Raw genomic sequence first — 24,107 nt, 5'->3', positions numbered from 1 at the left:
AATGCAAAGTACGATGGAAAAATATGAACAATTGCTCATTTCGCTGCGTCGAGTGATACGCGCTATCGACATTCATTCTCGCCAGCTGAACAAACACTCAGGTTTAACTGGGCCGCAATTGATGGTGATGCAAAAAATCGCCCAATTGGATGCGCCATTGGCTAAAACCGTGGCGGAAGAAATTACGCTGAGCCCTGCGACTGTGACGACCATTATCGATCGACTCGAGGGCCGTGGTTTAGTGATCCGTTTGCGCAGTGAGACTGATAAACGTAAGGTGCATTTATACCTTAGCGATGCGGGCCGAGCGCTGTTACAGGACTCGCCTAAACCGTTACAGGATCATTTTATTAAGCGTTATCAGAATCTTGAAGAATGGGAGCAGAGTCAATTGCTCTCTGCCGTTGAGCGTATCGCGACTATGATGGACGCCGATAAAATTGATGCGGCGCCTATGCTCTTGGTCGGGAAGATCCAAGGCGACGAGTAATCGTTTAGATCATGGTTTAAATGATTAGACGTTAAAATCGATTCGTTTTTAAAATGAAAAAGCACTGAAGATTCAGTGCTTTTTTGCTTTTAACTCTATCTCGTTTGGCAGTGCATCTTTTACATGCTTAAGCAGCAGGACAGCTGGTTTGAGCCACAGAGTTAATCAGGATTTCTTGTACTGGCGTGTTGGCGAAACCACCGCTGTTTTTTGTCGGTACTATGCTGATTTGATCCGCTACATCCATACCGTCAACCACTTTGCCAAACACGGCATAACCAAATTTGCTAGCGGACGCATCCAAATGTGGATTATCTAACACATTGATAAAGAACTGTGATGTTGCAGAATTTGGATCATCCGTGCGAGCCATGGAGATTGTGCCACGTTCATTACTAATGCCGACAGCGGCTTCATTCTTTATGGGGGCATCACCAGGCTTGCTTTTGAGTCCTGTGGTAAAACCGCCGCCTTGGATCATAAAATTATTAACGGTTCTATGGAATAAGGTGCCGTTATAGAAAGACTTATCAACATACTGCTTAAAGTTTTTACCTGTGATAGGCATGTTAGTTAAGTCAATGGCGAGGGTGATATCGCCCTTTGTGGTTTTCATTAAATAACACACATCCGCAGATAAAGCTGGCGGAGTGGGATCGGGCGTCGGTGGCGTCGGCGTTAAATCACCATCTGTACTTCCTTCACAACCCGTCAAGGCTATGCAGCCGACAAATAGTAATCCTGATAACTTCTTCATTTCATATCCTTATTCTCAATCATCATTGGCGTGTTTTTGCTTTAGCGTTCCATCGAGCGAGTCTCTGGTGGAGAAGCGAGGGCAGAGCAGGTTCCATGAATTTAATGTTGTTATTATGTTTCTATGCTGTAGCGAGACGAGATGTTGACAGAGGAGAGATAGGCTGTTCAAGTTATAAAACGCAATTGATACAAAGTGTTGCACTGATATCTGTGGTTAATATGTAACTTGACGTATTTGTTAGTATTAGTCTGAACACAATGACATAAAAATGACTTACGCTTGTCATGTTATTTCTATCCCTTTGCTCTTCACTTATTGCATGCTTTAGGAGCCATGCTTGCCCTCTTGCTGAACGCATGCCCCAATTTAGTGCATTCCACTCTTTATATCCTGATAGCTACTGAGCGCCAACTTAACTGAGTGCTTCTAGTAAGTTACTGATTTTTTGAAAATGTTTTTTGTTATTTCTCTGAAATATTTATGTCATCTTCTTGTTACTTTTCGTTGGCATGGTTACTGTATATCTAAAGCTATGGATGAGCGGTCGCGGGGGCGACAAAATATGGGGCTGGAAAAGTTGCTGTATTTGCGGGGAGTTGGAGCAGAATTTACTGATTGTTTTGGCCAAAATATCCATATTTCCGAGGTAGACAGGCAAGGTATCTTGACCTGTATGTTACAGGAAAAAAACAGCGTGGCAGGGACTGCCATTGATGCTCCTGCTACAGAAGCGTTATCGAGTGATGCTGGGCTGACCTGTGTCGATGCGGTATTGAACGACGCCCTGATCGCCTCACAAATTGACTTGCTGGATGCCCGTCCTTGGACTCAGGTGTTACCCGAATTCCATTGGTGTTTTGTGGATGAACCTTGGATAAGCCTTTGTTTACCAGAAAGCTATACTTCAGATCTGAGTGTGGCGATTGAATGCGAACAGGGTGAATCCATCGTATTTGATGTGCCGTTTTCAGCGCTTAAGCCCATTGGCGATTACCGCATTGAACAAACCCTTTATCTCCATTATCGCCTCGATCTTACGCAACTGGGATTAGCACGCCTCGATTTAGCTGAGGCCAAGACCCAAGCTTCCCCTGAACACTTAATGCCCGCCGAGACTGAGGCGGTGAACTTAGCGTCCTATTTCCTGAGCAGCCAAGCGTTCACTAATAAGCCTGCCTTAATCAAAAACCAAGACTCATTTGCACATGCAGCTGACAAAAATGTGAGTGATTTCTCAGTGTTAGGTTTGGGCTTTCATCGCATAGCTTTAAGCTTAAAGCATGCTCTATCGACCAGTGCACCAGCGCCAAGCTCGGCGCTAGAGAGCAGTGCGACGGCTGAGGCTGATACCTGCACTTTGTTTTCTGGCACCTTAATGGTGGCACCGCGGGCCGCTTATCAAGGCGTACTCACGGCTGTCGCCCAAGGTAAGCGGCATAAACCTTGGGGGATCAGCGTTCAACTCTACAGTTTACGCAGCGAGAGCCAATGGGGCATTGGCGACTTTGGCGATTTAGAACAACTGATCGCGCTGGTGGCGGCGCAGGGGGCGGATTTTATTCAACTCAACCCCTTGCATGCCCTCGACATTGCGGCGCCAGAGCATCCGAGTCCCTATAGTCCGTGCGATCGCCGCAGACTTAATCCTCTTTATATACAATTACAAAGTGTTCCTGAATACCAAGCACTTACCACTGAATTTTCAAGCGCTTCTTGGGTAGAGGCTATCGCCTTACTGAATCGTGATAACTGGCTCGATTATCCTAAAGTGAGTGAGTTGAAATATCGTGCCTTTGAGCTGTTATATCGCGTCTTTTGTGAAACCCATTTAGCGAATGACACCCCCAGAGCGCAAAGATTCTATGAGTTTGTGCGTGAGCAGGGCACTGCGCTGCAAGAGTTTGCTCAGGCGGAATACTTACGTAGCCCAAAAGCGTTTGTACAAGAAGAAGGTTTCTACCTTTACTTGCAATTTGTGGCCGAAAATCAGTTACACCTCTGCCAGCTCAAAGCGAAAGAAGTGGGCATGGGGCTGGGATTGATCCGTGATTTAGCCGTTGGCGCAGCGCTTCAGGGCAGTGAAGTACAGGCCAATGCCGAGCAGTTTTGTTTGAATGCCAGTATTGGCGCACCGCCCGATCCCTTTGCGCCCCAAGGGCAAAATTGGGGCTTAACGCCCCTCGACCCTGTAAAGTTAAAACAACATAATTTCAGCCATTTTATCGCCTTGATCCGAGCCAATATGGAAAGCTGTGGTGCCTTGCGTATCGATCATGTGATGGGCTTACTGCGCCTCTGGTGGTGGCCACTGGATAAACAACTCGGCCAAGGTGCCTATGTGTATTATCCCGTCGAAACCTTGCTTGCCATCGTTTGCCTTGAGAGTCAACGCGCCCGCTGTGTGGTGATTGGTGAAGACTTAGGACTGGTGCCACCTGACATTATTCATCGTCTCTACACTTCCGGCATTTATTCCAACGAATTGTTCTATTTCTGCAAAGACCATCAAGGCTTTAAATCACCGGATCAATATAAGTCCCAAAGCTTAATGATGCTGGCGAACCATGATGTGCCGACTTTAGTGGCTTGGTGGTGCGGCAGCGATTTGCACCTGCGTCGACAGTTATCCCTGTTTGAAACTGACGAACAATTAGGCGAGGCACTGGCTGGGCGGGAGCATGAAAAGCAGCAGCTTATTTCACTGTTAGTCGCTCAAGGTCTGTTAGCCGAGGCGGCGATAGCAGAACTCGATATTCAAACCTTACTCACGGCTTGGATGACCTTAGGGGCTCGCGGAAATAGTGCGCTATACAGTGTGCAACTGTGTGATTTATTAGCCGATCGCCATGCGGTGAATATTCCCGGCACTTGGCTCGAATATCCAAATTGGCAGCGTCGCCTGCCGCTGAATTTAACGCAAGTGTCGACTTTGCCAGAGATACTGCAGCGATTACAAAATATCGCTGCGGCGAGACAGTTACCTAACTAAATCTAGCACTAGCGAAAGGCTGCCTATGTCGCACCACATTATGCCACCCTAAAGGTTCGATATTTAGGGGAGGGGATGCGGATAAAGAGTACCAATTTGCAAGTTTAATTGACTGATAAACGGAAGAAAAATGATGACTCAAGCCAATGCCTATTTTTACGATGGCGCCGACGTCGCCCTACTTAATGGTCAATACACTGATGTTTTTTCGCTCTTGGGTATGCACAGTGCCAACGAGGGTAAGGCATTAATTGTTCGTTGTTTTTTACGTAATGCAATCAGTGTGGATGTGATCAGCATTAAAGATGGCCGCAAAGTGGCGAGTCTGGACAAAGTTAACGAGCAGGGATTGTTCGCTGGTACGCTGGGGCGACGCGTCAAGCCGTTTCTCTACTTGCTACGGGTGGAATATCCCCTGTGTCAGTTAGATATAGTCGACCCTTATCAGTTTGATTCACTGCTCAATAGTGATGATATTTATCTTTTTGGTGAAGGCAGCGCCGAGCGCGCCTATGAATTTTTAGGCGCCAACTGGCGTCAGACCCAAGGCGTTGAAGGTGTGCATTTTTGTGTGTGGGCACCCAATGCCAAACGGGTGTCTGTGGTGGGGGATTTCAACCATTGGGACAATACTCGCCATGTGATGCGCCAACATATTGCCAATGGTTTATGGGAGCTATTTTTACCCAATGTGGCCGAAGGCGCCCACTATAAGTTTGATTTGGTTTATCAAAATGGTGAGCGTCATGCCAAGTCCGACCCCTTGGCGACTCAAATGGAATGCGCGCCCCATAATGCTTCTATCGTGCCTAAGAAAGCCCATCACAGCTGGAATGATACCGCTTGGATGAGTAAACGCGCGGCGACTGCTTGGCATAAAGCGCCCATGTCGGCCTACGAAGTGCACTTAGGTTCGTGGCGTCGCAAGGGAGAGCAAGGTGAGCAATATCTTGATTATCAAGACTTGATTGAGCAGCTGATTCCCTATGTGAAGGAGCAAGGTTTTACCCACATTGAACTGATGCCGATCAGCGAGTTTCCCTTCGATGGTTCGTGGGGATATCAGCCCGTGGGTCTCTATGCACCGACCCACAGATTTGGCGATGCCAATGGGTTAAAAGCCTTTGTGGATGCCTGCCATCAGGCGGGAATTGGTATTATCCTCGATTGGGTGTCGGCGCATTTTCCTAAGGATCCCCACGGCTTAGTGCGTTTCGATGGCACTTGTCTGTATGAGCATGAAGATCCTCGCAAGGGCACACATCCCGATTGGGATACCCTGATTTATAACTATGATCGCGGTGAAGTGCGCAGCTTCTTGTTGAGTAATGCCTGTTACTGGCTGCGGGAGTTTCATTTCGATGGCCTGCGTCTCGATGCCGTATCTTCTATGTTGTACCTCGATTACAGCCGCGAGCCGGGCCAATGGCTGCCCAATGCCTATGGTGGACGGGAGAATCTCGAGGCCATTAGTTTCTTACAAATTTTGAATCAACGCTTGTACCAAGCTTTCCCCGGCATTTGCATGATCGCCGAAGAGTCCACCGCCTTTGCAGGAGTGACTAAGCCGACGGATCAGCAAGGTCTTGGCTTTGGCTTTAAATGGAACATGGGCTGGATGAATGACAGCTTAAGCTACTTAGGCCGCGATCCGCTTTACCGCCAATTCCACCATCATCAATTGACCTTCAGTTTGATGTACGCCTATACCGAGCAATTTATGTTGTCCGTGAGTCACGATGAAGTGGTCCATGGAAAGGGCTCGTTGCTGCATAAAATTCCCGGTGATGATTGGCAGAAATTTGCCACCCTGCGTGCTTATTACGGTTTTATGTGGGGGCATCCCGGGAAGAAATTACTCTTTATGGGCTGCGAGTTTGGTCAGCGAAATGAGTGGAACCATAACCAGAGTTTAGATTGGCATTTATTGGCTTATGAACCGCACCAAGGTGTGCAACGTTGGCTTAAAGATCTCAATCACTTATATCAAGCCATGCCTGCTTTATCAGTTCAGGATTACGAGGGGGCAGGATTCAGTTGGCTAGATTGCGAAAATAGCCGCGACAGCATCTTTACCTTTGTGCGTTACGGCTTAGCGGGTGATGCGCCGTTAGTGTTTGTCATCAATATGACGCCCCAATTGCACACTGGATTCCGTATTGGTTTGCCCTTGGCGGGGGATTACCGCGAATACCTGAATAGCGATAGCCAGATTTATGGTGGCAGTAACCAAGGTAATGCGGGCACTGTGGTCGCTGAGTCGCTGCCGTGGCAGGGCATGGCGCAGAGCGCGCTGATCACTGTGCCGCCCTTGGGTTGCCTAGTGATAGGGCCTGCAACTGGATTGGCTGAGGCGAACTAGTATGCAAAAGCCCGCGGCCGATGATATCAAGCTCAACCCTGACGCTAAACATAACCCTTCTCAAAGTGAAAAATGGGCCTTGGGCGCCGGTGAGCCTTTTCCGCTCGGTGCGAGTGTTGAGGACGATGGCGTCAACTTTGCGTTATTTTCAGCTAACGCAACAGCGGTCGAGTTATGCCTATTTGACGACAATGGCGAGCAAGAAATCGCGCGGATTGCGTTAACTGAGCAAACCCAGCAAATCTGGCATGTGTTTGTGCAGGGGCTTAAGGCGGGGCAACTCTATGGCTATCGCGTTTATGGCTCCTATGAGCCTCAGCTTGGCCACAGATTTAACCCCAATAAGCTATTGCTCGACCCCTATGCCCGCCAGCTAGTTGGTGAATATCGCGACCATGAGTCTAACTATGGTTACGAGCTGAATCACAAGGATGAAGACTTATCTTTCAGTAAGTTAGATAACGCTGCCCATGTACCAAAATGTAAGGTTGTGGACATTCGTCCATTAATCGACATCGCCGCTAAGCAGTCGATTCAGCCTGTCGCGACCAGGTTTCAGCCCAAACCCCTAGAGCGCAGCATTATTTATGAAATGCACGTTAAAGGTTTTACGGCGGCGCATCCTGAGATTGAACCGAATAAACGTGCCACCTTTGCGGGCTTAGCGACTCGGCCGGCTATCGATTATTTAACCAAACTTGGGGTGACGTGTGTCGAGTTACTTCCTGTACAGGCCTTTTTCACTGAACCATTTTTGCTTGAGAAAAAGCTCACTAATTATTGGGGCTACAACAGTATCGGTTTTTTTGCCCCTGAGCCGAGTTATCTGTCGTCCGACGATATTGGTGAGTTTCGGACCATGGTGGATGCACTGCACGGCGCGGGTATCGAAGTGATCCTCGATGTGGTCTATAACCACAGCGCCGAGGGCAGTCGACTTGGGCCGACCTTTAGTTTTCGTGGCATAGACAATCTCAGTTATTACCGCCTGCATCCGAACGATAAACGTTTTTACATTAATGACACGGGTTGCGGAAACACCTTAAATATCAACCATCCACGCATGTTGCAACTCGTGCTGGATTCGCTGCGTTACTGGGTTGAAATCATGGGTGTCGATGGATTTCGCTTCGACTTGGCTGCTTGCCTAGGTCGCGAGGCCTATGGTTTTGATCCCGGCTCAGGTTTCTTCGATGCCCTGTTACAAGACCCTGTGTTGTGCCGAGTGAAATTGATTGCTGAGCCTTGGGATATTGGCCCTGGCGGTTATCAATTAGGTAATTTCCCCGTTGCTTTTAGCGAATGGAACGACAGATATAGGGACACTATGCGCCGCTTCTGGCGCGGCGATCACAGCATGTTGCCCGAATTTGCTCGGCGTTTTCACGGCTCGGGGGATTTCTTCGAGCATGGCGGCCGTCCGCCAGCGACCAGTCTTAATTTTCTAACCAGTCACGACGGTTTTACCCTCAAAGATTTAGTGAGTTATACCCAGCGCCACAACTTGGCGAATGGGGAAGATAATCGCGACGGTCATCAAGAAAACTTCAGTCATCATTATGGGGTTGAAGGGGAAACCGAAGATAGCGCAATTCTGGCACTTCGTGGTCGTCAACAGCGTAACTTATTGACTACGCTATTTTTATCCCAAGGTGTGCCTATGTTGTTGAGCGGCGATGAAACGGGCCGCACCCAGCAAGGTAACAATAATGCCTATTGCCAAGACAATGAACTGAACTGGTTTGATTGGTCGGCAAAGGGCATGGACACTGAACTGTTGGCTTTTACTCAGCAGCTTATCGCCCTGCGCAAACGTTTCCCGTTGTTATGCGCTAAACGCTTCATTCACGAACAGTTATTGGCCGAATCCTTAGCCGATACCGGTGCTCGCTTAGATTGGTTTAGTCGTCAAGGTGAGCAAATGACCAAGAGCCTGTGGACTGAGTCTATGTGTCGCAGTTTGTCTGTGGTGCTTTCTGGTGACTTAGAAGGCCGAGGCAAGCAGCAAGCTCTGCTGTTGATGGTCAATGCCGACGATAATCCGTTAGCTTTTACGCCGCCGACCTTTGAGCACTTGAGTCCGTGGCAATGCCTTATTCATACCCAAACTGAGCCGCTGGATGCTCAGATCTCTACGACGCGATACTTGCTGCAAGATCGCAGTCTCATGCTTTTTCATGCTGATTTGATTTTCAAGAAATGAAGGAATTAACTATGAGTGACGAAAGCGAACTGAGCCCAAATACCAGCGAAAAAACCGTACCATCCGCGCCAAAAGCGGCAAGTAAGAAGACGCCAGCTAAGCGTCAGGCCAAGCCTAAAGCCGCTGAACCCTGTGAGCCCTGCGATTCCTTGCCCGCGTCCTTTGAGCGCCATTTACGTTATGGACTCAGCCGTGGCGAAGGTGTGAGCTGCGAATTATTTCAAGCGCTGGCTTACAGCGTGAAAGAGCAGATGCTAGACAATTGGCGTCAAACCCGCATGGATGACAGGCATTTTCAGCGTAAGCAAGTGGCGTATTTATCCCTTGAGTTCTTGATGGGCAGGGCGCTGGGCAATGCCCTGCTGAGTTTAGATTTGCAACAAGATAGCCGTGATGCCTTGAGCAACTATGCGGTATCGCTAGAAGAGTTAGAAGAAGCCGAACATGATGCAGGTTTAGGTAACGGCGGCTTAGGCCGATTGGCGGCGTGTTTTCTCGATAGCTGCGCCAGCATGGACTTATCAGTGACAGGTTATGGCATACGTTACGAATATGGCATGTTCGCCCAGAAGATAGTCGACGGTTATCAGGTTGAACGCCCTGACCGTTGGCTGCGCGAAGGCAATCCGTGGGAGGTGCGCGTGCCCACCCACAACGTAATAGTGCCATTTTTTGGCCACACTGAATCCTATGTCGATAAACAGGGCCGCAGGCACATTATTTGGGTAGAAACCCAAGATGTGCTCGCCGTCGCCTATGACATGCCAGTCCCTGGTTATCGCAATGGGCGAGTCAATACCCTGAGATTGTGGAAGGCTGAAGCGACCGATGATTTTGATTTAGCTGAATTTAATCAAGGCGACTACACAGAAGCCGTGGCCCGTAAAAACTTGGCCGAGCAGATCACTATGGTGCTCTATCCTAATGATGCGAGCGAGAACGGCAAAGAGCTGCGATTACGTCAGCAATACTTTTTATCCTCCGCTAGCTTGCAGGATTTACTCAAACGTTGGGTGAGTCGCCATGGCCATGATTTCACCCAGTTTGCCGCTAAAAATGTGATGCAGCTGAACGACACTCACCCCAGCATTGCCGTACCTGAGTTGATGCGGTTATTGATCGACGAATACGGTTTGGAATGGGACAGTGCGTGGGCGATCACCAGCAAAACCATGGCGTACACTAACCATACCCTATTGCCTGAAGCACTAGAGCGTTGGCCCGTGCGTATGATGGCGCAGATGTTGCCACGTATTTTAGAAATCATTTATGAAATCAACGCCCGCTACTTAGATTTAGTCGCCCACCATTGGCCTGGAAATAGTGAAAAACTGGCGAGTATGTCAATTATTCAAGATGGCCCCGATCCCCATGTGCGCATGGCGTATCTGGCGATTGTGGCGAGTTTCTCGGTCAACGGTGTCGCGGGTTTACACACGCAACTGCTTAAGTCTGGGTTGTTTAAGGATTTCTATGAGTTGTGGCCGCACAAGTTTAATAACCGCACCAATGGCGTGACCCCAAGGCGTTGGCTCGCCCATTGTAACCCTGCTTTAGCTAAGTTGCTGACCGCCCATTTAGGTAAAGAGTGGGTGACAGACTTAAGCCAGTTAACGGCGCTCAATGCCCTTACGCAGGACACAGCGTTTATCCAAAAATGGCGTGATGTGAAGCAAGCCAACAAGGCTTTGCTGGCGAAGATGATTGCTAAGGAATGCGGCGTCGAGTTCGATCCATCTATGTTGTTTGATGTGCAAGTGAAGCGTATTCACGAATATAAACGTCAGTTACTCAATATCTTACATGTAGTCCATCTCTATCATCAGATCCAACAAGGCCACACAGAAAACATGGTGCCGCGCTGCGTGTTGATCGGCGGTAAAGCGGCGCCCGGTTACTTTATGGCTAAGTTGATCATCAAGCTCGCCAGCAATGTCGCCCACATGGTCAATTCCGATCCTTTAGTCACGCCTTACCTACGTTTTGCTTTCTTACCCAATTACAACGTCAGCGCCATGGAAAAAATCTGCCCGGGAACGGATTTGTCCGAGCAGATATCGACCGCAGGTAAAGAAGCATCGGGCACGGGCAATATGAAGTTCATGATGAACGGCGCACTGACGATTGGCACTATGGATGGCGCCAATATCGAGATGTTAGAGGAAGTGGGTTCAGAGAACTTCTTCCTGTTCGGGCTCAATGCGGAGCAGGTTGCTGAGGTACGTAACCACTATCATCCGCGCAGCATTATTGACGATTCACCGGCGTTATCTGAGGTGATGAAGTTACTCAAGAGTGGTCATTTCAATCTGCTAGAACCGGGGATTTTCGATCCTATTATTGCCGCCATCGAAAGCAGCGACGATCAATGGATGACGGCCGCCGACTTTGACAGTTACCGAGTCGTGCAAGAAGCCGTAGCGCGGGCCTATAAAGATCCGCAGGTGTGGACGCAAATGAGTATTCGCAATACCGCCGCCAGTGGACGTTTTTCGAGTGATGTGACGATCGCGGGTTATCGCGATGAAATTTGGAAACTGTAAGGGCTGGGCTCTGGGTAATAAGCCTTGTTATAGCGGTTGAGTATAAGCGTTAAGTGTTTGAAAGGAATGCAGCAATCAATGGAAGGAATGGGGAATGCAAGTGAGAAATACTCAGGGGAATACGGCCGTTTCTGCCGTATCGAGAAGCCATTTATGGGCAATAAGTTTGCCGATTTCGGAGTAAGAGCCTATGTCTAATGTTCGTTATATCAGTAATTTAACTCGTGAAACCTATGCGTTGATTTTAGCTGGTGGGCGCGGGTCTCGCTTGCATGAACTCACGGATTGGCGTGCTAAACCGGCGCTGTATTTCGGTGGTAAGTTTCGTATTATCGATTTTCCGCTGTCTAACTGCATTAACTCAGGTATTCGCCGTGTGGGTGTGGTCACTCAGTACAAGTCGCATTCCTTGATCCGCCATGTGATGCGCGGTTGGGGCCATTTTAAAAAGGAGCTCGGCGAGTCGGTGGAGATTTTACCTGCCTCACAACGCTATTCGGAAAACTGGTATCAAGGCACCGCCGATGCGGTATTCCAAAACATCGACATCATTCGCCATGAGCTGCCTAAATACGTAATGGTATTGTCGGGCGATCACGTGTATCGCATGGATTATGCGGGGTTATTAGCCGCCCATGCCGAGTCGGGTGCAGATATGACAGTCTCATGCCTTGAGGTGCCGATTGCCGAAGCGGCGGGTTCGTTTGGAGTGATGGAAGTCGACGACGAGATGCGCATCTTAGGCTTTGAAGAAAAGCCGCTGCAGCCTAAACATTCTCCGGGCAATCCTGAAATGTGTTTAGCATCTATGGGCAACTATGTGTTTAACACTGAGTTTTTGTTTGACCAGCTCAAGAAAGATGCCTTAAACGAAAGCTCAGATCGGGATTTTGGTAAGGATATTATTCCTGCGATCATCGAAAAACATAATGTGTTTGCCTATCCCTTTAAGAGCGCTTTCCCGAACGAGCAAGCCTATTGGCGCGATGTGGGTACGCTAGACTCTTTCTGGCAAGCGAATATGGAACTGTTATCGCCCACGCCAGCACTGAATTTGTACGATGCCAAATGGCCAATTTGGACTTTCCAAGAACAATTGCCACCCGCTAAATTTGTGTTTGATGACGATGACAGACGCGGTATGGCGCTGGACTCGATTGTTTCGGGCGGTTGTATTATTTCGGGTGCGACCGTGCGCCGTAGCGTATTGTTTAACGAAGTACGTGTCTGTTCTTATTCGTTGGTTGAAGATTCAGTTGTGCTACCCGATGTGGTCGTGCTGCGTCATTGCAAAATCAAGAATGCGATACTCGACCGTGGCTGCATTATTCCCGAAGGCATGGTGATAGGTTATAACCATGATCACGACAGAGCTAAAGGCTTTAGGGTGTCGGAAAAAGGCGTGACTTTAGTGACCCGTGACATGCTAGGTTTGCCTGTAGGCTATGAATAGTGCTTTGATCATTAAAGTAAAAATGGCTTAGGTATAGGCAGCTTAATAAAAGCTGCACAGTTGAAGTAGCGGGAGTATCCAATTAATTGAAACAACGCATTTTGATGGTCGCGGCTGAAAACGGTGCCCTTGCGGGCGCCAAGGTTGGCGGTATGGCGGATGTCATCCGTGATTTACCTGACGCTTTGGCGGGGGTGGATTTGTGCGCCGATGTGATTATGCCAAGCTATGGCTTTTTGACTGCGGTCGCGAATCAACCCCAAGATCTGGGTGAGTTAACTGTGGCCTTTGGCGGTCGATTAGAGCGGGTGCACGTGTTTGCCATGCCCCATCCTCAAGTGCCAGAGGCGATGATTTATCTGCTCGAACATGCATTATGGCAATCCGTTCCTGGGCAAATTTACAGCCAAGGCAGCGCCGAGCGTCCTTTTGCCGACGATGCGACTAAGTTTGCTTTCCTTTGCGCGAGCGTCGCGACAGCATTAGTTACTGGCCGAGTGCCAATGCCCGCTGTGCTGCATTTACATGACTGGCATGCGGGCTGCTTAGCCATGTTAAGAGCATTCGTGCCTGAGTTTAGTGTCCTCAAAGAAATTGAGTGTGTGTTCTCCATCCACAATCTTGCACTGCAGGGGATACGCCCGTTAAGCCAAGACTCATCCTCGTTTGCAGCATGGTTTCCCGAGCTATTTGCCTCTTTAACACTGGGGCAAAAACAGCTGATCACCGATCCCCGTTATCCCCACTGCGTTAACCCAATGCGCATGGGGATAGTGCTGAGCGATAAAGTGCATTTAGTCTCACCCAGTTACGCTAAAGAAGTGTTACAGCCCTCCAAACCTGAGGCGGGATTCTTTGGGGGCGAAGGGCTAGAACATGACTTACAAGTCAAGGCTAATGACGGCAAAGTGGTGGGGATTTTAAATGGCTGTGTCTATTCGTCAGTATCGGATTTACCCGCTAAGCCACCTGCGCGTATTCAAGTACCCGAGTTCAAGCAATTGCTCAGTGCGATTGAAACTGCGTTAGTGCAATGGCAGGGACATCAAGCGCAAGTGAGCGGCGTGGACATGATTGCCTCTGCGCGCACGCAAGCCCATTGGCGCCAAGCGATGGCGGAGCAAGTACCGAGTCTGTTACTCACTTCGGTGGGCCGTTTGACCGACCAAAAAGTCTTACTGCTGCGCCATCAATTATCCTCGGGCTTATCTGTGCTTGAGACCTTACTTAAAGCGTTGAAGCAGATAAAACCGACGGCGCTACTGATTTTACTCGGCAGTGGCGACGCATCGATTGCTAAATCCTTCCAAGCCTTAGGGGCTAAATACGATAACCTATTATTTTTGCAAGGATACAACGAGGCCTTATCCGAAGTGCTGTATCAGCATGGCGATCTCTTCTTGATGCCGAGCTCATTCGAGCCCTGTGGCATTAGTCAAATGCTTGCTATGCGCGCTGGACAGCCTTGCTTAGTGCATGGTGTGGGCGGATTGAAGGATACCGTTGAGGATGGCGTGACTGGCTTTGCTTTTAACGGCAATAGTTTAGACGAGCAAGCCGAAGCGTTTTTGCAAAGGTTGATGCAAGCCATTGCTTGTTTCGAGGGGAAAACATGGTCAAAGGTGCGTGCGGCGGCCATGGCGCAGCGTTTTGACTGGCATTCCATTGCTGAACAATATCGTCAACAACTCTATTGCTAAGTGTGATGCAGCAGATACAAAGTGTGATGTGGCAAAGGGAATTAACGCATGATTTCTAAGTGATTCTGCTACACTAGTGAGGGGAATGTTAAAATTGTATCAAGCCCCCTCATTTATTGGAGTCGCTCTCTGAGTCATGGATAAAGGTATTCTCTTTCCGTTAGTGCAAAATGCGGCTTTGCTGCTGGCGTTGGTCTTTTTGTACGACGTGATCCCTAAAAAGCATCAGCGGCAGTATTTCTTGCTGTGGCGCATCATTATTGGGATGCTCATCGGTGGTATTGGTATCACCATCATGAGCACGCCTTGGATATACCAACCGGGCGTTTTCTTCGATACTCGCTCGGTTATCCTCTGTATTTCTGGCCTCTTTTTCGGTGGTTTGCCTACCTTAGTTGCTGTGGTAATGACGTCGCTATATCGCATCAGTATCGGTGGCGCTGGGATGTGGATTGGCGTCGGCGTGATAGTGTCATCTGGGTTAATCGGGGTGATCTGGCGTCAATATCGTAAATCTTATCTCGCGAACATTTCAGGTGGAGAAACCTTTCTCTTTGCCTATATAGTCCACATTGTGATGTTGTTGTGGTTTATATTTTTACCCAATGGCATAGGAATGCCCTTACTCGAGCAAGTCACCCTACCTGTGCTCACTATTTTCCCTATTGCGACTTGGCTGCTGAGCCGCCTGTTGTCACGGCGTTTTGAGTTAGAACGTGATGAACAAATTCGTCTACAGGACGATTTTCTATTTCGCAGCCAATTCAACGCGGGCAACATTGGTATTGCGATAACGGGGATTGACCAAAAGTGGATAAAGGTGAATCCACGTTTATGCCAAATGCTCAAATATTCAGAGGCTGAATTGCTGCGGATGACGTGGGCGCAAATCACCCATCCCGATGATTTAGAAACCGATGCGCTGAAATTTGAGCTTATGCTGCAAGGCGATATCGATAATTACGAGATGGATAAGCGTTTTATCGTTAAAGACGGCAGCGTGGTTTACACCCATATGACAGTCGCCTGCAAACGGGGTGGCAATAACGCCGTGTTGCTTGTTATTGCTGGATATTTAGATATAACTGCCCAAGCCTTTGCCGACCAAGAGGTACTTGCTAGTCGTGAGCAACTCGAACTGGTACTGAGCAGTAGCGATCTTGGGGTATGGGATTGGGATATTCGTAATGATCGTATCGAACGTAACGCCCGCAGCGCCGATATTCTCGGCTGCGATGTGGATATGCTCAACGCCAACAGTCGCCAATGGATGGATGCGATAGTCGCCGAAGATAGGCCTAAAGTGTTGCACTCGATTGAGGCCCATATTCGCGGTGAAACGGCGCAACATAAGATGGAATATCGCCTAAATACACTCAATCGCAAAGTGCGCTGGATTTTAGACACAGGTAAAGTGGTGAGCCGCGACGCCAACGATAATGCCCTACGGATGTGCGGAACCTATACCGATATTACCGACGCAAAACTTATCGAAGAGTCGTTGAAATTGTCGGCGCTGGTATACGACAACAGCTCAGAAGCCATGAGTGTACTCGATGAAAAGGGCGTGATCATTACCGTTAATGCCGCCTTTAGTGTGATGACCGGCTATCGTGAATTTGAAGTACGGGATCAACATATTCGGCTGCTTTATTGCGACCTCAATGGCCGTGATTTTTACACCAAAATGAACAATGAGATCCGTGAAAAGGGCCAGTGGCAAGGGGAAATGTGGCAACGGCGTAAAAATGGCGAGGAATATGTCATCTGGTTAACCATCAATACCATCAATGATAAAGAAGGCAATCCCTATCGGCGGGTGGCGCTGTTTTCTGACATCACCGACAAGAAGCAAAATGAGCATCTGATTTGGAAACAAGCCAACTACGATACGCTGACGGGTTTGCCCAATCGGCGCATGTTATTGGAGTATTTAAGCAGCGAAGTGAAGAACGCCGACCGCAATCGTAATCACTTTGCCTTATTGTTCTTAGACTTAGATTTCTTTAAAGAAGTGAATGACACCTTAGGCCATGCCATGGGCGATTTACTATTGATAGAAACTGCTAGCCGCCTAAAATCCTGCGTGCGTGATGCCGACGTCGTGGCGCGCCTTGGCGGTGATGAATTTACTGTAGTGTTAAGTTCGATGGACGATCATAAGGGCATTGAGCGCGTTGCCGAGAATATTCTGCGGCGAATTGCTGAGCCCTATGTGCTGGGGGAAGAAACGGCTTACATCAGCGCCAGTATTGGAATAACTTTGTATCCCGATGATTCGACTAGTATTGAAGGCTTACTTAAGCATGCAGATCAGGCTATGTATGCGGCGAAAGATCAAGGGCGTAATCGCTTCAACTATTTCACCCCGTCGATGCAGGAATACGCCAAATACCGCATGCGCTTGATCCAAGATTTACGTCAAGCGGTCGTGAATAAAGAATTTGAACTGCATTATCAACCGATTGTTGCCTTAGCGACGGGGGATGTGACTAAGGCCGAGGCATTGATCCGTTGGCAGCATGCAGAGCGTGGCGCAGTGTCACCTGCCGAGTTTATTCCGGTGGCAGAAGACACGGGCTTGATTGTCGATATCGGCAATTGGGTGTTTGAGCAAGCCGCGCGTCAAAGTGCGGCGTGGCGTCACGAGTTAGGGGTTGAAATCCAAATCAGCGTCAACAAATCCCCAATCCAATTTCGCGATGAAGGCACGCTGCTCAATGATTGGCTGAAGTTGTTGCAAGATCTCAATATCACAGGCGCGGGCGTGTGCGTTGAAATTACCGAGGGCTTGCTATTGGACGCCAGTATGGGCGTGACCGAAAAACTACTTGCCTACCGTGATGCGGGCGTGCAAGTGTCTCTGGACGATTTTGGTACTGGCTACTCGTCACTCGCCTATCTGAAAAAGTTTGATATCGACTATCTTAAAATTGATCAATCTTTTACCCGCCATATTGATACCGATTCAAACGATCAAATTCTCTGTGAGGCGATAATAGTAATGGCCCACAAATTGGGAATGAAGGTGATTGCCGAAGGTGTCGAAACCGAGGCGCAGCGCCAAGTGTTGTTGGCAGCAGGTTGTGACTACGGCCAAGGTTACTTGTTCTCAAGACCTGTGCCTGCCGCTGAATTCACCCAAAAATACCTGCAAGCTTCGGCTCTAGTTTCCCGTGTCTAAGAGGATATTGACCGCGGGATGATAATTGCCTATAAAAACGCCGCGGATTTTGCTAGACTCCGCGGCCCCGCGTTGGGGCATTGAGTATCACCTCGCATCAAAGTTTTACTACTTAGCTAAAGAGTCCCTATGAAATTTGAAACACTCGGTTTATCTTCTCCTATTTTGAATGCGATAACTGAGTGTGGCTATCAGCAACTCACTCAAGTGCAAGAGAAAGTGATCCCGCTTGCCTTTGAAGGCAAAGACATTATGGCCTGCGCCCAAACGGGTACAGGTAAGACGGCTTCCTTTGCTCTGCCTGTACTTGAAAAGTTGGCGGCTGAGTCTTTAACAAGCGACAGCAATGATAAACCGATTTTACGCGCGTTGGTTATGACGCCCACCCGCGAACTTGCGATTCAAGTCTGCGAAAATATCCAGAAATACAGCCAGTTCCTGCCACTGAAAACCTTAGCCGTTTACGGCGGCGCCAACATGAATCCCCAGCGTAAAGGGGTAGAGCAGGGCGTTGATATTTTGGTGGCAACCCCAGGTCGTTTATTCGATATTATCGGCCAATTCCAGTTAGATTTATCGAGCGTCACGACCTTAGTGATCGACGAAGCCGACCGCATGCTAGACATGGGCTTTGTGCGCGACATTGAAAAAGTGAAACGCTTAATTGCGCCGCAGCATCAAACCATGTTGTTTTCAGCGACCTATAGCGATGCGGTCAAACAACTCGCCGAGAAAATGCTGAATGAACCTCAGTGGGTGAATGTTGCCGATACCACGACGGCTTCTACAGTAGTGCAGGAAGTGTATCGCGTTGATAAACGTCGCAAAGCCGAGCTGTTGTCAGAACTCGTTGGCCGCAACAATTGGCGCCAAGTACTGGTGTTTGCCAGCACGAAAGAAAGCGCCGAGCATTTATTGCAAGAATTAAAGCTCGATGGCATAGCCGCAGGCGTGTTCCATGGCGATAAAACTCAAGGCGCCCGTAATCGGGTGTTAGAAGAGTTTAAAGCCAGTAAATTACGGGTGCTGGTGGCAACCGATGTGGCTGCACGTGGGTTAGACATTCAAGCCTTGCCTATGGTGATCAACCTTGAATTGCCTTTCCTTGCCGAAGATTATATCCATCGCATTGGCCGTACAGGCCGTGCTGGATTAACCGGTCGCGCGATTTCGTTCGTGTCACCTTCTGACGATGAAATGCTTGCTGAAATTGAAGCCTTGATCGAGCAAAAACTGCCCGTGTCGGTACAACCGGGTTATGAAGAAGGCACGCCTTTACCTGCCCGCTACCGTGATGCGCCCGCGGCACCGATTAAGCCGATTGGAAAGTGGAGCCATAAGGCGCCGCAGGATCGCACTATTGGTCAGTCTCGTCAGGGCAAGTACGCCAAAGGCAAAGCGCAGGACAGCAAAGCAGGTGGCGATAAATCCTCTAGCCGTGCTAAGCCTGCGTCAGGCTCAGGTAAGCCGTTTAATGCGACTAAACCTAAGTCGAATTTGGTGAGCAATAAGTCAGGTTTTGGCTCTCGCGCAAACAAGTCTAAATAAGTTAAGCCAAAATAAGCTAAGTCTAAATAAGTTAAGCCAAAATAAGCTAAGCCCAACAATCAAGGCTAATAAGCGCCTGTTAGCCTCGCTGTTTGACGGTTGCTTAGTTGGTTAAATTGCTCGTCGCCATTCTAAAAGCGCATCCTCACCGATGCGCTTTTTGTTGAGCTTCAAAGCCAATACTTCTACACTCGAGCGCCAAGCTTTCTATTCGAGCGAGTTTCCTTATGATTATCAAAGCGATTCCCACTAATATCATCACAGGTTTTTTAGGTGTAGGTAAAACCTCTTTGATTAAACAATTGCTGGCGACTAAACCCGCGGATGAGACTTGGGCTGTGCTGGTCAATGAGTTTGGTGAGGTCGGCATTGATGCGGGGTTACTGAACTCCTCCGATAACGGCATACAAATTCGTGAGGTGGCGGGTGGCTGTATGTGCTGTGCCGCGGGCGTGCCGACGCAAGTGGCGATCAATCAGTTGATTGCGAAAGCAAAACCTGATCGCTTATTGATAGAACCGACTGGGCTTGGGCATCCTAATGAAATCATTAAAGTATTGAGTGCACCCCATTATCAGAATGTGATTTCACTGCGCAGTACTTTATGTTTGGTGGACGCGCGTAAAATCCACGATCCCCGCTATCGCGAACATGCAAACTTCATCCAACAGCTGCAAGTGGCCGATGTGATTATCGCGACTAAGTCGGATTTATATGACGCTGAAAATACTAAGTTACTCTATGAGTTACAGACCTATTTAAGTCATATCGAGCGCACTGATATTCCTGTTGTGAGCCACACTAACCAGCAACCTTTACCTAGCGCGCTGCTGGATTATTTAAACCAACCAAGGCGCGTGTCACTCAATATAAATGGGCATGCTAGCGTGGGCTTAAAGCTGGGCAGCCTACCGACGACAGCGCCAAGCCTGTTCCGCACGGGTGGTTCGCGTTTGAGTGAGCTAAGCCTTTTTGCCGAAGGCGCAATCGAAGTCGCTCTCGAATTCGATGCACGTGGCATAGTGCGCAAGCAGAATCAAGGCGAAGGCTGTTTTAGCTGCGGCTGGGTGTTTGAACCAAGACAAGAGTTTGATTTCGATAAATTAATGGCGTTAATTCAGCGTTACACTCAGTCATCAGACGTCGGGCAAGTCTTGCTGAGGTTAAAGGCTGTAATGATCACCTCTGAGGGGATCGCTGGATTTAACTGGATTGATCATGAGTTTACTGTGGTTGAACTCGATGACACCTTAGATTCCAGACTTGAGATGATTACAGTGAATGACGTCAATTGGGACGAGATAGAGCAGCAGTTGCTCGCCTGTCTTTGTTAACGATTAACTGCTCATTGACTTTCCCATCGCCCTTTATTACACATGTGAGCATAGGTTAGGCGGGTGCTAATAAAGTTGCAGCGGTCGTACATGAAGGAACAGTCGTGCATGATCAGTCGCGCCGGCTCAGTAAGGTAAGGTTACACGATATTCTTGGCCGAGTGTCGTAAAGGTGCCATTTTGGATCATGTCCTCGAAAAAACGGTCAAACCTTTGTCTTAAGGGATCGAATTTCGCCTGCTTCGGAAATGCCATATACCCGTCTTGGAGATCGATTATCGGTGTGATTGGGGTAATCGCCTTAGGGATTTTGATTTGGGCGAGCACGGCATCGGTATTGCGGCTGTTTGTGGCGAGTAAATCTAAATCCCCCCGAGAGAGGCGTTCTATTCCGCTTTTAATATCGACAAATTCATTGATATTAAAAGATTTAGTTTGTTCATTAAACGTCGGGCCATAACTCCACCCCTGCATCTTACCAATCCGTTGACCTTTAATGCTGGCATAGTCGCCATTCCAGACAATTTCATGGCCTACACGGGCATAGAACACCATATTATCGCGGTAAAAGGCTTTCGTCGCAAAAGCCAAGTTTGCTTCACGCTCTGGGGTATCGTAGGGACCAATCAGAATATCCGCTTGGCCACGTTCGACCATAGAAATGGCACGGCGCCAAGGGGTAATTTGGTAGTGAATGTTCACACTTTGCTGCTGGGCGAAGCGATTTAAAATATCGACACCTAAGCCGGTATATTCGCCATTGGGCTGTAGTTCGAAAATTTGGCTGAAGCTCGCACCCACCGCGAGCAGGTCTTTGGCCTGCGCAGTCAAGCAAAGGCTGCTGAGCGCCAAAAGGACGACTTGTGCAAAGGCTTTGCTGAGTATCATGGCATTCCTTGTGTGGTTTGAATGCGGGAGCTTAAGGCTAGGTATCTCGTAAAAGGTGGCGATACCATGATGAAATTCACTGAGATTAAGGTTAGCAAATTTTACCTTGATTGGGGCGCACGTTAACATTTTTATGTTTTGAGATAAACGTGAGATTAGTGAGAATCGTAAGGGTATTAAGCCGTTGATCTTCAATTGATACATCATCCTATTCTTCAGACCGTTTAATGATACCTAAAGGTGTCAATTTGTATCGCTTGCGGGTGAGGATGAGAAATGTATTTTCGTTATGCGTTTAAATCAGTTAAGGCCGAATAAAGGGGATTGGGGTATGCTCTGCCACTAATTGATTGATACGCCAACGCTAGGCGGCCTATTTAAGCGGGATGTTATGAAGCTGCAGGAAATAGATAAAACCTTGTATCGTAAAAACATGAATTTATTCATCGTAATTTTAGTTGTTAGCTTAGTCGTGCTGTCATTGCTTTTGGGTGCAGGGCTGATTGCGCTGTTTGGGACAACGCCTGTGCCGGGCGAGCCTACAGGTAATTTCCATTTGAATCTCTTAGGGGTGATTTTCAGTCTGGGTCTGTGTAGCGCAGTGATTTATAACTTGAAGGACAAACCCTTCTTCAGCGAAATTTATTATGTGTGGCAATTAAAGCAGCTCCATAATCGTATTTATCGCAAGTTGATAAAGATTAAAGCCGCTGCGGCGCAAAATGATGTGAATGCTTTGATTATACTGCTGTTTTATTACACAAGTTTAAGGCAAGTGTATGAGCTCGATGACAATACCCTGACCTTGCCTGCGCTGACTCAAGATCTCAATCGTTTGAATGCACAAATCGAGAGCTTAGGTTTATTGCTGTCGCCTGAACAATTTACGCCTGAGCTGCTGACGCGTCCTTTTTGATACTGATAAGGCAAGATGAAGATCGCTCCTCACCTTGCCCTTTATTTAGCCCTTATATTGTCTTTATCGCCCTTACCTCGAATGAGGTTAGCGAGTCCCGCTTAGGCTGCTTGTTGGGCTCTTTGCAGTGTGAGTAACCACTTACCATAGATAAAAATCCCCACCGCTGAGATAGTCCCTATGGCGGCGATGATGTACCACGCCATGCCAATGTTATGGCTGTGGTACAGCAGTTGGGTGAGTTCCTGGGCGCTTTCACCTGTGTAGCTCACCAAGGTAGTAAAGGCTTCACCTTGAGGAATGGCGCTAACCTCAGTGCTGTTCATGCCGCGCTCTAACAATAAATCCCGCGAAAACAATTCTTTCGATGCATAAATTTCATAGAGTTTAGGGCCAAAGTAGCCTTCTAATCCCCAGCCGATCCCTTGGGGTAACATCACAAAGCCCAAGTACATGGCTTTTTTACCTTCGGGAGCAATATTACCCATAAACTCGTTTTTCTTCGGGCTAATCATCATTTCGCCAATGGAGAACATGGCAATCGCGAAAACGATAAACCATGCCGCATGGAAAGCACCGATAAACACAAAAGCTAAAATACTCAGCAAACAACCAATAAACATGGCGGTAGTGATACGGTATTTAGCCGTCAGTGCCGCGACGATAAAACAGCAGGTCATGATCAGGCCCGCATTAAGGTTGAGCATGCCTTCTGGCATCACCTTAGTGCCTTCGTTATTGAGGCCAAGCCAAAATTGCAGAATGCCGTTACTGGTGCCTTCGCTGCCAAAGAGGGAGGTGACGATTACGCTGGTATCGACCCATTCGGAAATATGGATAGGCAGTACATCGAATAAGGCATTGAACAAGAACCAAAATCCTGAAAAAACGAGCATATAGTAGATTACAATCGGCTTTTTCAGCTCGCGCCAAGCATCACGCCACAGGGATTCTTGTTCGACTTCACCCGATTTTATTTGCTTATTGCGTTCCAGTCGCTCGGCTTTACCAGGCTCGGTATAGGTGAGTAAGAATAAGAAGTTGAGTGAGATAATTGCGGCGCAGGCGAAAAATACATTGTCCCACGACAATTGGCGCATATGTACGGCAACTAAGGGTCCGAGGAAACCGCCAATGTTTACAACTTGGTAAAAAATGCCCCAAGCCATTGAAGTGTTATTGCGATTAGTGGACAGCACTAAGGTGCCTTGAATGCCCGGTTTAAATATCCCTGTGCCAATGGCAAGGAGTAATGCACCGACAAGGAAGCCCCAAAAGCTGGGGAAGAATGCCATGACGAGATAGCCAAAGATTTTAATGATGGTGGAGCCGAAGATGGTTTCTTTGTAGCCCACTCGGTCAGACATGCCACCGGTGAACACGGGCACAAAGGTTTGCATGATCGCCCAGAGGGAAATAATAATGCCGTAGTCACTCAGGCTGATACCAAGGCCGCCCGCAGACTCTGGCGCTTTAGCGTACAGCCCTGCACTGGCTTTAACACCGTAGTAGGCGATACGCTCGACTAACTCCATCCCGCCAACTAACCAAAACACATAACCTAAGCTAGTAATGGAGGCCCACATGCCGAGCTGTTTGACTTCTCGCAGATCGTTGCCTGCATTTGGACTATTCTGACTCATGTCCTTCCCTTATTATTGTTATTGAATTTATTTCTGTTTAACCCATTAATTATCAAAAACTTAAATTTATGAAGTTAATGATTTCATCTTGTTT

General features: G+C 48.2%; 14 protein-coding genes. 11 read left to right on the top strand and 3 right to left on the bottom strand.

Annotated elements, in window-relative coordinates:
- The first annotated feature begins 13 nt into the window (after positions 1-13).
- Complete coding sequence (locus AYJ58_RS17885; protein WP_006080852.1) at positions 14-490, top strand: MarR family winged helix-turn-helix transcriptional regulator; 477 nt, start codon at positions 14-16, stop codon at positions 488-490.
- 127 nt (positions 491-617) lie between these two features.
- Here the strand turns inward: AYJ58_RS17885 and AYJ58_RS17880 are convergent, their stop codons facing one another.
- Entirely contained in the window at positions 618-1,247 is a 630-nt protein-coding gene (locus AYJ58_RS17880; protein ID WP_106651155.1) for a peptidylprolyl isomerase, read from the bottom strand.
- Positions 1,248-1,812: 565 nt separating this feature from the next.
- On the opposite strand from AYJ58_RS17880, the gene malQ reads away from it, so the two are divergent.
- The 9 genes from malQ (at position 1,813) to AYJ58_RS17835 (ending at position 20,566) form a co-directional block, all read left to right on the top strand.
- Positions 1,813-4,239 carry a 4-alpha-glucanotransferase gene (gene malQ, locus AYJ58_RS17875; RefSeq protein ID WP_106651154.1) on the top strand — a complete coding sequence of 809 codons (2,427 nt, stop codon included), beginning with the start codon at positions 1,813-1,815 and terminating at the stop codon, positions 4,237-4,239.
- A 130-nt stretch (positions 4,240-4,369) separates the two neighbouring features.
- The gene (glgB, locus tag AYJ58_RS17870; RefSeq protein ID WP_198555504.1) at positions 4,370-6,601 is read left to right on the top strand and encodes a 1,4-alpha-glucan branching protein GlgB; all 2,232 of its coding nucleotides are present in this window, start codon (positions 4,370-4,372) and stop codon (positions 6,599-6,601) included.
- Between the two features lies 1 nt (position 6,602).
- Entirely contained in the window at positions 6,603-8,804 is a 2,202-nt protein-coding gene (glgX, locus tag AYJ58_RS17865; protein ID WP_198555502.1) for a glycogen debranching protein GlgX, read from the top strand.
- Between the two features lie 11 nt (positions 8,805-8,815).
- A complete protein-coding gene (locus AYJ58_RS17860) occupies positions 8,816-11,347 on the top strand; it encodes a glycogen/starch/alpha-glucan phosphorylase (protein ID WP_106651153.1) in 2,532 nt (843 codons plus the stop codon).
- 190 nt (positions 11,348-11,537) lie between these two features.
- On the top strand, positions 11,538-12,800 hold the full coding sequence (gene glgC / locus AYJ58_RS17855; protein ID WP_006080859.1) for a glucose-1-phosphate adenylyltransferase: 1,263 nt from the start codon (positions 11,538-11,540) through the stop codon (positions 12,798-12,800).
- 86 nt (positions 12,801-12,886) lie between these two features.
- On the top strand, positions 12,887-14,500 hold the full coding sequence (locus tag AYJ58_RS17850) for a glycogen synthase (protein WP_106651152.1): 1,614 nt from the start codon (positions 12,887-12,889) through the stop codon (positions 14,498-14,500).
- A gap of 136 nt (positions 14,501-14,636) precedes the next feature.
- Positions 14,637-17,684 (top strand): EAL domain-containing protein, encoded by a 3,048-nt coding sequence (locus AYJ58_RS17845; RefSeq protein WP_106651151.1) that lies wholly within the window; start codon positions 14,637-14,639, stop codon positions 17,682-17,684.
- Between the two features lie 129 nt (positions 17,685-17,813).
- Complete coding sequence (locus AYJ58_RS17840) at positions 17,814-19,232, top strand: DEAD/DEAH box helicase (RefSeq protein WP_106651150.1); 1,419 nt, start codon at positions 17,814-17,816, stop codon at positions 19,230-19,232.
- Positions 19,233-19,459: 227 nt separating this feature from the next.
- Positions 19,460-20,566 carry a CobW family GTP-binding protein gene (locus AYJ58_RS17835; protein WP_106651149.1) on the top strand — a complete coding sequence of 369 codons (1,107 nt, stop codon included), beginning with the start codon at positions 19,460-19,462 and terminating at the stop codon, positions 20,564-20,566.
- A 126-nt stretch (positions 20,567-20,692) separates the two neighbouring features.
- On the opposite strand, the gene AYJ58_RS17830 is transcribed toward AYJ58_RS17835, so the two are convergent.
- Positions 20,693-21,454, bottom strand: a complete 762-nt coding sequence (locus AYJ58_RS17830) for a substrate-binding periplasmic protein (RefSeq protein ID WP_106651148.1) — start codon at positions 21,452-21,454, stop codon at positions 20,693-20,695.
- Positions 21,455-21,845: 391 nt separating this feature from the next.
- Here AYJ58_RS17830 and AYJ58_RS17825 point away from each other — a divergent pair, with 391 nt between their 5' ends.
- Positions 21,846-22,370, top strand: coding sequence for a DUF3087 family protein (locus tag AYJ58_RS17825; protein ID WP_106651147.1), 525 nt, complete (start codon positions 21,846-21,848; stop codon positions 22,368-22,370).
- A 101-nt stretch (positions 22,371-22,471) separates the two neighbouring features.
- Here the strand turns inward: AYJ58_RS17825 and AYJ58_RS17820 are convergent, their stop codons facing one another.
- Positions 22,472-24,013: an MFS transporter gene (locus AYJ58_RS17820; protein ID WP_106651146.1), complete on the bottom strand. Its 1,542-nt coding sequence runs from the start codon at positions 24,011-24,013 to the stop codon at positions 22,472-22,474.
- Between the last annotated feature and the right edge of the window lie 94 nt (positions 24,014-24,107).

Source organism: Shewanella sp. Pdp11 (genome assembly GCF_002838165.1).
In the GTDB taxonomy this organism is placed as follows: Bacteria; Pseudomonadota; Gammaproteobacteria; order Enterobacterales; family Shewanellaceae; genus Shewanella; species Shewanella hafniensis.
The sequence above is the reverse complement of the archived record's forward strand: the minus strand, read 5'-3'. Positions and strand labels throughout refer to the sequence as shown.